This window comes from Pseudarthrobacter sp. NPDC092424 (assembly GCF_044754925.1).
GTDB lineage: Bacteria > Actinomycetota > Actinomycetes > Actinomycetales > Micrococcaceae > Arthrobacter.
This window is the reverse complement of sequence record NZ_JBIVQC010000008.1, coordinates 65464-78283: the sequence shown is the minus strand read 5'-3', so window position 1 is coordinate 78283 and position 12820 is coordinate 65464. Positions and strand designations below refer to the sequence as shown.

Here is a 12820-nt window from a genome sequence, read left to right as displayed (position 1 = left end):
GGCAATGTTGGTCCATGGCGCGCATTGAGGATTATGCGGTAATCGGGGACCTCCAGACAGGTGCGCTGGTCAGCAGGGAAGGCTCCATCGACTGGCTCTGCCTGCCGCGCTTCGACTCGCCTGCCTGCTTCAGCGCACTCGTGGACACGCCCGAGGCCGGCCGTTGGCTCATCGCGCCCGAAGGCGGCGGACCATGCACCCGGCGGCAGTACCGGGGCGGCACCCTCGTGCTGGAAACCGAGTGGGAAACCCCGGACGGGGCCGTCCGGGTCATCGACTTCATGCCGCCCAGGGACCGGGTGGCGGACGTGGTCCGCATCGTGGAGGGCATCACCGGGACCGTGCGGATGCGGTCCGAACTGGTGCTGCGCTTCGACTACGGGCACATCGTCCCCTGGGTGCGGCGGGATGAATTCGGCCTGCACGCCATTGCCGGCCCGGACGCCGTCTACTTTGCCACCCAGGCCCCGCTGCACGGCGAGAACATGCACACCACCAGCGATTTCAGCGTCAGTGCCGGGGAGCGCGTGCCGTTCGTGCTCACGTGGGCGCCCAGCCACGTGGGGCGTCCGCAGACCGTGGACGCGGAGGAGGTCCTCGGAACCACCTACGCCTTCTGGCGCGGCTGGGCCTCCCAATGCACTGTCAAAGGCAAGTACCAGGAGGCCGTGGTCCGTTCGCTGGTCACCCTGAAAGCCCTGACTTACGGGCCTACGGGCGGGATAGTCGCGGCCGTAACCACGTCCCTCCCGGAGCAGCCGGGCGGGCCGCGCAACTGGGATTACCGCTACTGCTGGCTGCGCGACGCCGCGATGACGCTCCAGGCTCTCCTGGCCGCCGGCTATACGGCGGAAGCCGGGGCCTGGCGGGACTGGCTCCTCCGGGCAGTGGCGGGCGACCCCGCCGACCTGCAGATCATGTACGGCATCCATGGGGAGCGCCGGCTGCCTGAGATGGAGCTGCCTTGGCTTCGCGGTTACGAGGGGTCCGTGCCGGTGCGGATCGGCAACGGGGCGGTGGACCAGCTGCAGCTGGACGTCTGGGGTGAGGTCCTGGACTGCCTCGCTCTGACGCGGAATTCGCTCCTGAAGCACACGGACGAGGCGTGGGACCTGCAGGTTGTCCTGATGCAGCACCTGGAGACCATCTGGGACAAACCGGACAACGGGCTATGGGAGATGCGCGGACCGCGGCGGCACTTTACGCATTCGAAGGTGATGGCCTGGGTGGCGGCGGACCGCATGGTCAAGGGCGTCCGCGAGTCCGGACTGCCCGGTCCGGTGGAGCGCTGGGAAGCGCTGCGGGACACGATTCATGCGGACGTGATGGCCAACGGCTTCGACCCGGTGCGCAACACCTTTGTCCAGTCCTACGGCCGGCCCGAGCTCGATGCCAGTTTGCTCCTGGTCCCCCGCGTGGGATTTCTACCGCCGGACGATCCGCGCGTGGTGGGTACCATCGATGCGATCCAGCGGGAGCTGACGGAGGACGGGTTCGTCCTGCGGTACCGTCCGGCAGAGAGCGACGACGGCCTGCCGGGCGACGAGGGCGTTTTCCTCGCGTGCTCCTTCTGGCTGGTGGAGGCGCTGCTGGGCGCCGGCAGGCACCAGGAGGCGCAGGAGCTTTTCGAGCGGCTCCTCGAACTGCGCAACGACGTGGGGCTGCTGAGTGAAGAGTGGGGCGTGCGGGCCGGCCGCCAGTTAGGTAACACGCCGCAGGCTTTCAGCCATTTCGCGCTTGTGACTAGCGCGCTGGAGCTTCATCAGGATACGGTGCGCCGGAGCGACACCCCGATCCCGCCGGAGGGTAGGCCGGAGGAACGGGTTGCCCCGGATTCCCGGGGGATTTGAGAGTGAGCTTTTCCTTCCCGGAATAAGTAAGTACACTTACTAATACTTCCATGGAGCGCCCCTGGTGTCCGTGGCTGACTGAGGAGTGATGGCAATGGCCGGATATTTTGAGCTGGTGGATGCGCCCGATGGCGGGTACCGGGTCCGCATGGTCGACGGTGCCGGGGATCTGATGGCCATCTCGGTCACCTTTCCCACTAAGCGCGCCGCTGTGGCGGGCGTGGCCCTGGCGCGGGAGATTGCCGGGACCGGGCTGATCCGGGACCGCAGCCACGACGGCAATGGGACTGTCATCCGTGAGCGCGTCCGCCCGGTCAGTTCAGCCAAAGAAGAGGCTGCCCGGCACAAGAAGGCGCCGGAGGCACGCCGGGCGGCGATCAGTTGAGCCCGCGCCCCGGAAGGCCTGATGGATCCGTGCCGCCTGGCACCCGCCGCCGCGGGGTGTTGTTCGACGTTGACGGGACGCTGATTGACTCGTCCTACATACACACCATTTCTTGGTGGGGCGCCTTCCGCCAGCATGGCTACGACGTTCCCATGGCCCGGATCCACCGCTGCGTGGGCATGGGCGGGGACCGCCTGGTGGACAGCCTGCTCCCGCCCGGCCGCGACCGCGATGTGGACCAGGAGGTCCTCTCCAGCCACTCAGCCCTCTACGCTTCCCACTGGCCCGGGCTGCGTGCCTTTGCGGGCGCCAAGGACCTCCTGGTCCAGTGCCACGCGTCCGGGCTTGCGGTGGCACTGGCCTCTTCTGCACGCGAACGCGACCTGCAGGCCATGCGGGAGATCCTTGGCGCCGACGCCGCCATTGACGCCGCCACCAGCGCCAATGACGCGAAGGAAAGCAAGCCTGCCCCTGACATCCTGGTGGCCGCCCTTGAGGCGGTCAACGTGGAGGCTGCGGACGCAGTGTACGTGGGGGATGCCGTCTGGGACATGCAGGCCGCTGCCGCCTTGGGCATTCCCGCCATAGGGGTCACGTGCGGCGGCATCAGCGCCGCCGAACTGCGGGACGCCGGGGCTGCGGAAGTCTATGAGGGGCCCCGGGAGCTCTTGGCCAACCTGACCTCAAGCGCCATCGGGCGGCTGTTGGACGTTACCGAAGCGGGCCATCGCTGACCGTTCCGGCCGCCGGATCGCCAGGTTTGAGCCAGGACACCACTACCTTGACCGAGCCGTCGTCGTTGCGGTCAACGTCCGTGTGGATGTCGGTGAGGCTGGCGCCCATCTCGACGATGCGCGCCCTGTAGGTATCAACGAGCTGTTCGAGACTGGTCTCGCTCCACTCTCCCGGCCGCATGCGGGTGGAGATTTCAACCGGTTCCGGCTGGTACAGCGACATGGTGGACCTCTTTCACTCGACTTGGCCGGGCTCTGTCCCTCCCTACGCTAGAAGCCGCGTGCGTCTCCCACAAGACTTTCATCAGCATACTTACTTTTTTCCGGCTTTCCCGCTAGCGTCGAATGAGGGCCGTTGCCGGCCCCCGACAACAGAGGACCCCGGCGGAAGGAACACCGTGAAAGCACTGACATGGCAAGGAAAGCGCTCGGTCACCGTGGCGGAAGTACCGGACCCTGTGATCCAGGAGCCGACCGACGCCATCGTACGGATCACGTCCACGGCCGTCTGCGGATCCGACCTGCACTTGTACGAGGTGTTGGGCGCGTACATGCACAAGGGCGACGTGCTCGGCCATGAACCAATGGGCATCGTGGAAGAGGTGGGAAGCGCCGTCACCAACCTTCGCAAGGGCGACAGGGTGGTTGTTCCCTTCAACATTTCCTGCGGCCACTGTTACATGTGCAGCCAGGGCCTGCAGTCGCAGTGCGAAACCACGCAGGTCAAGAGCAAGGGTTCCGGCGCTGCGCTCTTCGGCTTCTCGGAGTTGTACGGTTCGGTTCCCGGTGCCCAGGCGGAGTACCTGCGCGTACCGCATGCGGATTACGGGCCGGTGAAGGTGGGCACGGAATTGCCGGATGAGCGCTACCTTTTCCTCTCCGACATTCTTCCCACCGCCTGGCAGGGGGTGGAATATGCGGATGTCCAGCCGGGAGGCACCCTGGCAGTGTTCGGACTGGGGCCCGTGGGGCAGTTTGCCAGCCGGATCGGCGTGCAGCGGGGACTGCGGGTCATCGGGGTGGATCCGGTCCCAGAGCGGCGGGAAATGGCTGCCCGCCACGGGGTGGAAACCCTCGATTACGCAAAGGGCGTTGCGGACGAAGTGCGGGAGCTGACGGCCGGAAGGGGTGCGGACGCAGTGGTTGACGCCGTCGGAATGGAAGCCCACGGTTCCCCGGTGGCAGGCTTTGCCCACCAGGCGCTGGGCCTCCTGCCTGACAAGCTGGCACAGAAAGCCATGGAGACCGCGGGTGTGGACAAACTCGCCGCCCTCCACACGTCCATCGACGCCGTCCGGCGCGGCGGAACCTTGTCCCTGAGCGGCGTGTACGGCGGCCAGGCCAGCCCCATGCCCATGCTGACCATGTTCGACAAGCAACTCCAGGTCCGCATGGGGCAGTGCAACGTCCGGCGCTGGACCGACGACATCCTGCCGCTGGTGGAGGATGACGCCGACCCGTTGGGTGTGATGGATCTGGTCACCCACCGTTCGGGGCTGGACGGGGCGCCTGCCCTGTACGAGAAGTTCCAGAAGAAAGAAGACGGCTGCATCAAGGTGGTCCTGAACCCCTAGTCTGCCGGACCCCCCTGGTCCGAGGGGTTCAGGAGCCGGGATGCTTTCCGGCCCAGGGATCGTAGTCGGCGATGAGCTGCTCCTGGGCCGGCCTGTCCGGTTCCGGGACGTGCTGCAGGTTCACCCTGACCCGGTACCAGAGCGAACTCGATCCGCGCATGCCGTCCACCAGGACATCGGCCGGGGTGAGGGAAGGGACCACGTCCCGGTGCCGGGACTTCCACTCCTCGAGGGCGGCGAGGGCTTCCGGCTTCGTTTTGGTCCGGGCAACCTCGATCAGGGGCATGACTGACCGCCGGCGGCCCGAACCGTCCCCCGTGCGCGGGGCTTTCTCCGCCGGGCCCAACTCCGCGGCAAGGGCCAGCAGTCCATCCAGCCGACCGGCGGCGTCGTCGATTCCCCGGTGCGGGTCGCCGGAATCCGCGAACCGGCGCAACACCGTGGACACCGTGAACTGCTCCGGCCGGACGGAACGGACCTCTTCCCAGGTGAGCGGCGTGGACACGCGGGCATCGGGCAGGGCCCGGACGGAGTATGCCGAGGCCACGGTGCGGTCCTTGGCGTTCTGGTTGAAATCGACGAACACGCTTTCGCCGCGTTCCTCCTTCCACCACCGCGCCGTGGCCAGGCCCGGGGCCCGGTTCTCCACCTCGCGGGCCAGGGTTTCGGCAGCGAGCCGGACGTCCCGGTAGGACCACTGCGGCGCGATCCGGACCAGGATGTGCAGGCCGCGGGAGCCGCTGGTCTTGGGCCAGCCCACCAGCCCGGTCTCTGCCAGCACGTCCCGGGCCACGTAAGCGGTGTCGACGATCCGGGCCCATTCCACCCCCGGCATGGGGTCCAGGTCCACCCGCAGTTCGTCGGGATGCTCCAGGTCCTCGGCGCGCACCGGGTGCGGATTCAGGTCCAGGCATCCCAGGTTCACCACCCACGCCAGGCCCGCGGCGTCGCGGATGACGGCCTCCTCGGCGGACGTGCCGGACGCGTACTGCAGCGTTGCCGTGCCGATGAAGTCCGGATGGTTCTCCGGCACCCGTTTCTGGAAGAAGGGCTCCGCACCGATCCCTTTGGGAAACCGTTTGAGCACCATGGGGCGCCCGCCTGCCCCGCGCAGCGCACCCTCCGCCACCGCGAGGTAATAGCGCACCAGGTCCAGCTTGGTCAGGCCGGCCTCGGGAAACACCATCTTGTCCGGACTTGAGATGCGGACCTCATGGCCGTCAACGTCGAGGATCTGCGCCGGTGCCTTGGACGGGTTCATGCGGCCACGTTAGGTGCTAATCTCGATTCTGCCAACGGCGGGCACCCACGTGGGAAGCTATCTACCAGGCGCAACTGAACCTTCAACAGCACAACGCTGAAGCCTGGCTCACCGTCGCACCTGGTTCCACCGGGCTGCGCCCGCCCGGCTTCGGCGCAAGGGAGTCGCATCATGAGCACCACCGCCACCGACGAACAGTTCCTGGCCCGGGCCGTCCGGCTGGCCACGGCCAACGTCCTGAACAACGGCGGGCCGTTCGGCGCCACGGTTGTCACCGCGGACGGGAAAGCGTTCGACGGTGTCAACCGGGTCACCGCGGACAACGACCCCACAGCCCACGCCGAGGTCACCGCGATCCGGACCGCCTGCCGCGAACTGGGAACTTTCGACCTCACGGGCGCCGTCCTCTACAGCAGCTGCGAGCCCTGCCCCATGTGCCTGGCGTCGGCGCTCTGGGCCCGGATCGGCAAAGTGGTCTACGCCGCGGACCGGCACGACGCCGCGTCCGCCGGCTTTGACGACGCCGTGTTCTACGAGTACTTCCAGAACCCGGACCGCGGCACCCTGATGGCGGTGTCCCGGCTGGAACTCGCGGGCCCTCCCTCGCCGGCACCGCTGGAACCCTTTACTGCCTGGAACGCCATGGAGGACCGTACCGATTACTGACGTGCCGCCGTCGTAATTTTCCGGACGCCTGCAGCCCAGCCCCTATAGTCGGAGGATGGAACAGCGGATATTGGGGAAGACCGGCCGGAGCGTTTCCGTGGTTGGATTGGGAACCTGGCAGCTCGGAGCGGACTGGGGATCCGTGGAGCCGGAGCAGGCGCAGGCCGTCCTCGCAGCGTCGGCCGAAGCCGGTGTCAGGTTCTTCGACACAGCGGACGTCTACGGCGACGGGCGCAGCGAGCAGGCCATCGGCACGTTCCTGGCCCAGAACCCGGGGCTGGATATCACCGTGGCCACCAAGATGGGCCGCCGCGCGGAGCAAGTGCCCGAGAACTATTCGCTGGCCAACTTCCGCCAGTGGGTGGACCGCTCGCGGAAAAACCTCGGCACGGACACTCTCGACCTCGTCCAGCTGCACTGCCCGCCCACGCCCGTCTACAGCAGCGCCGAGGTCTACGACGCCCTGGACACCCTCGTCGCGGAGGGGGCCATCCGCAACTACGGCGTCAGCGTCGAGCGCACGGACGAGGCCCTCGAGGCGATCCGCCACAGCGGGACGGCCTCCGTCCAGATCATCCTCAACGCCTTCCGGCTGAAACCGCTGGATGAGGTGCTGCCGGCGGCCAAGGCAGCGGGGGTGGGCATCATCGCCCGCGTGCCGCTCGCCTCCGGCCTGCTGACGGGCAAGTACACCAGGGACACCGACTTCCCCGAGGACGACCACCGCAACTACAACCGCACGGGCAGCGCGTTCGACGTCGGGGAGACCTTCTCCGGCGTCGACTTCGAACTCGGCCTCAAGGCCGTGGCCGAGTTCGAACAGCTCGTCCCTGCCGGCGCGTCGATGGCCCAGGCCGCGATCGCGTGGGCCGCCGCCCGGGACGGCGTCACCACCGTCATCCCGGGTGCCCGCAACGTGAAGCAGGCGCAGGCGAACGCCGCGGCAGCGTCCGTGGCACTTGGTGAAGAGTTCGACGACGGCGTCCGCTGGATCTACGACCACTACTTCCGCGATGCCATCCACCCCCGCTGGTAACGTGCGCGGCACCGATCACCAGGGGCGCACCGCCGTCGTGACCGGTGCCGGCTCCGGCATCGGCCGCGAGGTGGCGCGCCAGCTGCTGGCAGACGGCTACCGCGTGGCGCTCGCCGGACGCCGCGAAGCCCAGCTCGAAGAGACGTCCGCAGGCAACCCCGGTGCGCTGGTGGTGCCGTGCGACGTGACGCTGCCCGCCGACGTCGAACGCCTCTTCCAGACCGTCCGGGAGCGCTGGGGGCGGGTTGACGTGCTGTTCAACAACGCCGGCGTGTTCGGACCGGCGGCCGGGGTGGACGAGATCAGCCTCAAGGACTGGAACGACACCCTCGCGGTCAACCTGACCGGTGCCATGCTCTGCGCCGCCGCGGCCGTCCGCGCCATGAAGTCCCAGGAACCGCAGGGCGGCCGGATCATCAATAACGGCTCCATCGCCGCGCACTCACCACGGCCGCGGACCGTGGCGTACACCGTGACCAAGCACGCCATCACTGGACTGACCAAGAGCATCGAGCTGGACGGCCGCGGGTTCGGGATCACCTGCGGGCAGATAGACATCGGCAATACGGCCACGGAACTGATGGACACCATCGGGGTGGGCGCAGGTGCGCTGCAGGCGGACGGCAGCCGGCGCGTGGAACCTACGTTCCCGGTGGCGGACGCGGCCCGGGCGGTACTGATGATGGCCAACATGCCGGCATCTGCCAGCGTGGGTTCGGTGGTCATCACGGCGGCAGGCATGCCGTTCATCGGCCGCGGCTGACGTCGCCGGAAACTTCCCGCGAACCAGCAACTATCTAGAGCGGGAGAAGTGCGGCGAGGTCCGCGCGGAGGCCGGAGGCGGACACCTGCCCGGCCGCGACTGCGTCCGCCCAGCGCAGCCTGCCGCTGACCATCGCAAGCCAGGTGGCGGCGTCGCACTCGATGACGTTCGGCGGAGTCCCGCGCGTGTGCCGGGGCCCCGCCACGCACTGCGTCACGCCGAACGGCGGCACGCGGACCTCCACGGAGTTCCCGGGCGCCCGGGCCGTGACCTCCTCCAGCGAGTAGCGCACGGCGGTGGCCACCACGGCACGCGGAACGGGAACGGCCGACGCCGGGGCGGTGCCTTCCAGCCACGCCTGCAGCGCCGCCTTCCCTTCTTCAAGGCCTATACGACGGCGGGCCACGGCCATGCGCGCGGACTCCTTTCCGGAGTGGTCAAATACGTCCCAGTCAGTTGAAATGCGTCAGTCCAGCAGCGCGGAAACGGCCGGGCCCAGCCGGATCTTGCCCACCGGCCGCCCGCCGCCCAGTACGGGTTCCACGACTTTTTCCAGGACGCTGGCGACTCCGGGGATCTCCACGGCACCAGCGGCTGCCAGAAGCGTCAGCGCTACCAAGGACGTGGCCCGGACGTTCCCGTCCAGAATCTTCACGGCCACCGAAACGCCCTGCGGGGTGGCCATGGCAAGCACCCCTTCGGCGCCGATCTTGGCGATGATTTCGAGCTCGTCCATGACCAGGGTGTTGGCCTCGCCGTGGCCTTGGACCGCCCAGGGGTAGTCCAGCATGGAGGTGGCGATGGTGGCCGCCCGTGCACTGAAGCTTTGGTCGCCCGGTGCCTTGGCCAGCTGCGAGTATCCGCGGGCAAGGCCCTTGAGCGACACCGCCGCAACGGGTGCACCGCAGCCGTCGATGCCCAGGTGCGCGATCTTCTCGTCTGTGTACTCCTCGATCACGGTGCGGATCCGCTGCTGCAGGGGATGGTTCGGCTCCAGGTAGCTGCCGGTGTCCCACTGGTTTTCGGTGCATGCCCACAGGAAGGCCGCGTGCTTGCCGGAGCAGTTGAAGGCGAGCCGGGACTTGCCCCGTTCCGAACGGACCAGCCAGTTCCGGGCGGCCTCGTCCTGCGGCCACGCCGCCGGGCACTGCAGCTGGTCCTCGCGCACGCCAGCCGCCTTGAGCATGCCGGACACCACGTCCATGTGGTCCAGCGACCCGGTGTGGCTGCCGCACGCGATGGCCACCTGGGCGCCGCGCAGCGGTACGCCGGACTGCATGGCGGCCAGCGCCTGGAAGGGCTTAAGGGTGGACCTGGCGTAGATGGGGGTGTTGATGTCACCCAACTCCGTGACCACCGAGCCGTCGGCGGCGAGCAGTAGGGCCGAGCCGATGTGCCGGGACTCCACGAAGCCGCTGCGCTCTATCACGGCCAGTTCGACGGCGGAGTCCACGGTGAAGGTAGCATGCGGATTGTGCGGCATGCTGCCCAGTCTAGGGCCCGAGGCGCGCGCGGCCAGGCAGCCGCGCAGGGCAGGACGGGGCCCGGGCGGACCGACCGCTACTCCACCGTGACCATCACGGACTGCCAGCCGGAGGCGCCGTCCGGGACGGGATCCGCCCGCTGTTCGGTCTGGACCTCACCCGAGCCGTCCGTGGCCCGGACCTTGATGTAGTGCGCGCCGGGTGCTGCATCCCACTCATAGGACCACTGCCGCCAGGTATCCACGGACGCCTCGGCGGAGAGGGCCGCCTCAACCCAGCCGCCGTCGTCGATCTGCAGCTCCACCTTGGTGATGCCGCGGGTCTGCGCCCAGGCGGTGCCACCCACGGCCACCTTTCCTGCCGGGACCTTGGCAAAGGACCTGGGCACGTCCACGCGCGCCATCGTCTTGATGGGACCCCGCTCGGACCAGCCGCGCTGGGTCCAATAAGCCTTGTTGTCCGCAAAGCGGGTCACCTCCAGGTCCACGACCCACTTAGTGGCCGAGACGAACCCGTACAGCCCCGGCACGACCATGCGCACCGGGTAGCCGTGCTCCAGCGGCAGCGGTTCGCCGTTCATGCCGATGGCGAGCATCGCGTCGCGGCCGTCCTGCAACACGGGCAGGGGAGTGGAGGCGCTGAAGCCGTCTATGGAGGTGGACAGCACCATGTCCGCGCCGTCCTGGGGCCGTGCCAGCTTAAGGACGTCCCGAAGCGGCATGCCCAGCCATTTGGCGTTGCCGGCGAGGTTGCCGCCCACCGGGTTTGAGACGCAGGTGAGGGTCACGTGCGATTCGATCAGGTCGGCGTCAAGCAGGTCCTGGAAGGTGAGCGTGACCTCTTCTTCCACCATGCCGTGCACCCTCAGCTTCCAGTCCGCGAGGTTGATCTGCGGGACGCTGAGGGCGGTGTCGATGCGGTAGAAGTCGTCGTTGGGGGTGAGCCACGGGGGCATGCCGGGCGCCGGGGACTGGACGGCGGCCGGCACGGCGGGTGCTGCTTTGGCAGGGGCGGGCAGCCGGAGCGCCTCACGGGCCTTGGCGATGTTGCTGCGCGCCGAGCTGAGCATTCGTCCTCCGGTCGCGGCAGCGCCGGCGGCGAACGCGGCCACTCCCGCAGCGGCGAAGAACCCGCGCCGGCTGGGCCGGCCGGCGGCAGCGTCCGCGGCAACATTCGCCGGCACTTCGGGCCACGGCGCCAGCTGCCACAACCGCACTGTGAGCCACCGCAGCACAGCAAGCCCCGCCAGGGTCCCCACCACGGACGGGCTGGCATCCACGGGCTCCACACCTGCGCGGGTCACCACGCTGGCCACGATCACGGCGCCCATGAACAGCACGCCCAGTACGCCCAGCGTCCACTTCCGGTAGGCCACAACGCCCAGGACACACGCGAGTACGCCGATAGTCAGGCCCATGCCCGCGAACAAGGCCACCTTGTCATTGGTGCCGAACGTGGCGATGGCGAAGTCCTTCAGCCAGGACGGCGTGAAGTCGATGAACGTCGAACCCAGCGCGATCAGCGGCGCGGCGCGGGCGGTGAAGAAAGCACCCACCAGTTCCGCCACGGAAAGTACGACGGCGGCGCTCACCACGCCTGCCAGCGCGGCCATGGCATAGGGCCTCTTGAGCCACTTCCGAAGCTTGTTCATGCAAGGGATTCGCAGCCGGATGCGCGGCGGATTGCCGGGGCGGCCGGTCAGGTCACAGCTTAGGAGCACGCAGGGTGCACAAAGTACCCTTGGAGACTGTGAAGGTACTCGTCATCGGCCCCGGAGGCCGCGAACACGCCATTGTCCGCTCCCTGCTTGCCGATCCCAACGTGTCCGAGGTCCACGCGGCGCCCGGCAATGCCGGCATCAGCAAGCTGGTCCCCACCCACAGCATCAACGGCAACGATCCGGAGGCCGTGGCCGCGCTGGCCACCAGGCTCGCAATGGACCTGGTGGTGGTGGGCCCGGAGGCTCCGCTGGCCGCCGGTGTCTCCGATGCCGTCCGCGCCGCCGGAATCCCGGTGTTCGGTCCCAGCAGGGCGGCCGCGCAGCTCGAAGCGTCCAAAGCATTCGCCAAGGAAATCATGGCCGAGGCCGGCGTCCCCACCGCAATGGCGTTGGTGGCCACCAACGCCGATGAAGCCGCCTCCGCACTGGACACCTTCGGTGCACCCTACGTGGTTAAGGATGACGGCCTGGCCGCCGGCAAGGGGGTGGTGGTCACCCACGACCGCGATGAAGCGCTGGCCCACGCCCAAGCCTGCTTCAACGCCGGCGGCTCCGTGGTCATCGAGGAATTCCTGGACGGCCCCGAAGTGTCCGTCTTCGTGGTCTGCGACGGCCAGAACACCGTGGCACTGTCCCCGGCGCAGGACTTCAAGCGCATCTTCGACAACGACGAAGGCCCCAACACCGGCGGGATGGGCGCCTACACCCCGCTGGAGTGGGCGCCCGACGGCCTGGTCCAGGAAGTGATCGACCGCGTTGCGCAGCCCACCATCAACGAGATGGCCCGCCGCGGCACCCCATTCGTCGGCGTGCTGTTCGTGGGGCTGGCGCTGACCTCCCGCGGCACCCGCGTCATCGAGTTCAACGTCCGCTTCGGCGACCCCGAAACCCAGGCGGTCCTGGCCCGGCTCAGGACCCCCCTCGGCTCCCTGCTCATGGCAGCCGCCAAGGGCGAACTGGACAAGGCGGAGGAGCTGCGCTGGGCGAAGGAGACCGCCGTCGCCGTCGTCGTCGCCGCCGAAAACTACCCGGACACGCCCCGCACCGGCGACCGCATCCGTGGCCTCAAGAAGGTGGAGGAGCTTGACGGCGTGCACGTGATCCACGCCGGGACCGCCCTGGATGAGGACGGCAAAGTGGTGTCCGCCGGCGGGCGGGTGCTCGCCGTCGTCGCGCTCGGCAGCGACCTGGTGGAGGCACGGGAAAAGGCATACGACGGCGTTGAGCTGATTAAGCTCGACGGCGGCCAGTTCCGCACGGATATCGGCCGCAAGGCCGCGCGCGGCGAAATCAAGGTAACCTCACGCGCCGCCGCCTCGGTGGCCGCACCGGAAGCGAAGGCCTAGC

At 68.4% G+C, this 12820-nt stretch carries 13 protein-coding genes; 8 read left to right on the top strand and 5 right to left on the bottom strand.

Going from position 1 to position 12820, the window contains the following annotated elements; genetic code table 11:
• Positions 1-14 precede the first annotated feature (14 nt).
• From ACIQCN_RS12320 to ACIQCN_RS12310, 3 genes are all read left to right on the top strand, one after another.
• Positions 15-1850 carry a glycoside hydrolase family 15 protein gene (locus ACIQCN_RS12320; RefSeq protein WP_400611201.1) on the top strand — a complete coding sequence of 612 codons (1836 nt, stop codon included), beginning with the start codon at positions 15-17 and terminating at the stop codon, positions 1848-1850.
• A 94-nt stretch (positions 1851-1944) separates the two neighbouring features.
• On the top strand, positions 1945-2235 hold the full coding sequence (locus tag ACIQCN_RS12315) for a hypothetical protein (protein WP_400604983.1): 291 nt from the start codon (positions 1945-1947) through the stop codon (positions 2233-2235).
• Positions 2236-2264: 29 nt separating this feature from the next.
• Positions 2265-2969, top strand: coding sequence for an HAD family hydrolase (locus ACIQCN_RS12310; RefSeq protein ID WP_400611200.1), 705 nt, complete (start codon positions 2265-2267; stop codon positions 2967-2969).
• On the opposite strand, the gene ACIQCN_RS12305 is transcribed toward ACIQCN_RS12310, so the two are convergent.
• On the bottom strand, positions 2947-3192 hold the full coding sequence (locus ACIQCN_RS12305) for a hypothetical protein (protein WP_400604980.1): 246 nt from the start codon (positions 3190-3192) through the stop codon (positions 2947-2949). The genes ACIQCN_RS12310 and ACIQCN_RS12305 overlap by 23 nt on opposite strands.
• Before the next feature lie 175 nt (positions 3193-3367).
• On the opposite strand from ACIQCN_RS12305, the gene ACIQCN_RS12300 reads away from it, so the two are divergent.
• On the top strand, positions 3368-4543 hold the full coding sequence (locus tag ACIQCN_RS12300; RefSeq protein ID WP_400611198.1) for a zinc-dependent alcohol dehydrogenase: 1176 nt from the start codon (positions 3368-3370) through the stop codon (positions 4541-4543).
• A 28-nt stretch (positions 4544-4571) separates the two neighbouring features.
• Here the strand turns inward: ACIQCN_RS12300 and ligD are convergent, their stop codons facing one another.
• Positions 4572-5804 (bottom strand): non-homologous end-joining DNA ligase, encoded by a 1233-nt coding sequence (ligD, locus tag ACIQCN_RS12295; RefSeq protein ID WP_400611196.1) that lies wholly within the window; start codon positions 5802-5804, stop codon positions 4572-4574.
• Positions 5805-5975: 171 nt separating this feature from the next.
• On the opposite strand from ligD, the gene ACIQCN_RS12290 reads away from it, so the two are divergent.
• The 3 genes from ACIQCN_RS12290 to ACIQCN_RS12280 are packed head-to-tail and all read left to right on the top strand — an operon-like array spanning position 5976 to position 8269.
• Positions 5976-6470 carry a nucleoside deaminase gene (locus ACIQCN_RS12290; RefSeq protein WP_400604975.1) on the top strand — a complete coding sequence of 165 codons (495 nt, stop codon included), beginning with the start codon at positions 5976-5978 and terminating at the stop codon, positions 6468-6470.
• Between the two features lie 55 nt (positions 6471-6525).
• Positions 6526-7506, top strand: coding sequence for an aldo/keto reductase (locus ACIQCN_RS12285; protein WP_400611194.1), 981 nt, complete (start codon positions 6526-6528; stop codon positions 7504-7506).
• The gene (locus ACIQCN_RS12280; RefSeq protein WP_400611192.1) at positions 7484-8269 is read left to right on the top strand and encodes an SDR family oxidoreductase; all 786 of its coding nucleotides are present in this window, start codon (positions 7484-7486) and stop codon (positions 8267-8269) included. The genes ACIQCN_RS12285 and ACIQCN_RS12280 overlap by 23 nt, the downstream gene beginning before the upstream one ends.
• A 34-nt stretch (positions 8270-8303) precedes the next feature.
• Here ACIQCN_RS12280 and ACIQCN_RS12275 read toward each other — a convergent pair whose 3' ends face one another.
• The 3 genes from ACIQCN_RS12275 to ACIQCN_RS12265 form a co-directional block, all read right to left on the bottom strand.
• Positions 8304-8681 carry a sterol carrier family protein gene (locus ACIQCN_RS12275; protein ID WP_400604969.1) on the bottom strand — a complete coding sequence of 126 codons (378 nt, stop codon included), beginning with the start codon at positions 8679-8681 and terminating at the stop codon, positions 8304-8306.
• Between the two features lie 54 nt (positions 8682-8735).
• On the bottom strand, positions 8736-9752 hold the full coding sequence (locus ACIQCN_RS12270; RefSeq protein ID WP_400611191.1) for an asparaginase: 1017 nt from the start codon (positions 9750-9752) through the stop codon (positions 8736-8738).
• Positions 9753-9829: 77 nt separating this feature from the next.
• Positions 9830-11404, bottom strand: coding sequence for a molybdopterin-dependent oxidoreductase (locus ACIQCN_RS12265; protein WP_400611189.1), 1575 nt, complete (start codon positions 11402-11404; stop codon positions 9830-9832).
• 98 nt (positions 11405-11502) lie between these two features.
• On the opposite strand from ACIQCN_RS12265, the gene purD reads away from it, so the two are divergent.
• A complete protein-coding gene (purD, locus tag ACIQCN_RS12260; RefSeq protein ID WP_400611246.1) occupies positions 11503-12819 on the top strand; it encodes a phosphoribosylamine--glycine ligase in 1317 nt (438 codons plus the stop codon).
• Position 12820 lies beyond the last annotated feature (1 nt).

Coding starts and splice junctions, on each gene's coding strand:
- ACIQCN_RS12285 (WP_400611194.1), top strand. CDS start 6,526: ATGGAACAGCGGATATTGGGGAAGACCGGCCGGAGCGTTTCCGTGGTT.
- ACIQCN_RS12305 (WP_400604980.1), bottom strand. CDS start 3,192: ATGTCGCTGTACCAGCCGGAACCGGTTGAAATCTCCACCCGCATGCGG.
- ACIQCN_RS12290 (WP_400604975.1), top strand. CDS start 5,976: ATGAGCACCACCGCCACCGACGAACAGTTCCTGGCCCGGGCCGTCCGG.
- ACIQCN_RS12270 (WP_400611191.1), bottom strand. CDS start 9,752: ATGCCGCACAATCCGCATGCTACCTTCACCGTGGACTCCGCCGTCGAA.
- ACIQCN_RS12280 (WP_400611192.1), top strand. CDS start 7,484: ATGCCATCCACCCCCGCTGGTAACGTGCGCGGCACCGATCACCAGGGG.
- ACIQCN_RS12315 (WP_400604983.1), top strand. CDS start 1,945: ATGGCCGGATATTTTGAGCTGGTGGATGCGCCCGATGGCGGGTACCGG.
- ACIQCN_RS12265 (WP_400611189.1), bottom strand. CDS start 11,404: ATGAACAAGCTTCGGAAGTGGCTCAAGAGGCCCTATGCCATGGCCGCG.
- ligD (WP_400611196.1), bottom strand. CDS start 5,804: ATGAACCCGTCCAAGGCACCGGCGCAGATCCTCGACGTTGACGGCCAT.
- ACIQCN_RS12320 (WP_400611201.1), top strand. CDS start 15: ATGGCGCGCATTGAGGATTATGCGGTAATCGGGGACCTCCAGACAGGT.
- ACIQCN_RS12275 (WP_400604969.1), bottom strand. CDS start 8,681: ATGGCCGTGGCCCGCCGTCGTATAGGCCTTGAAGAAGGGAAGGCGGCG.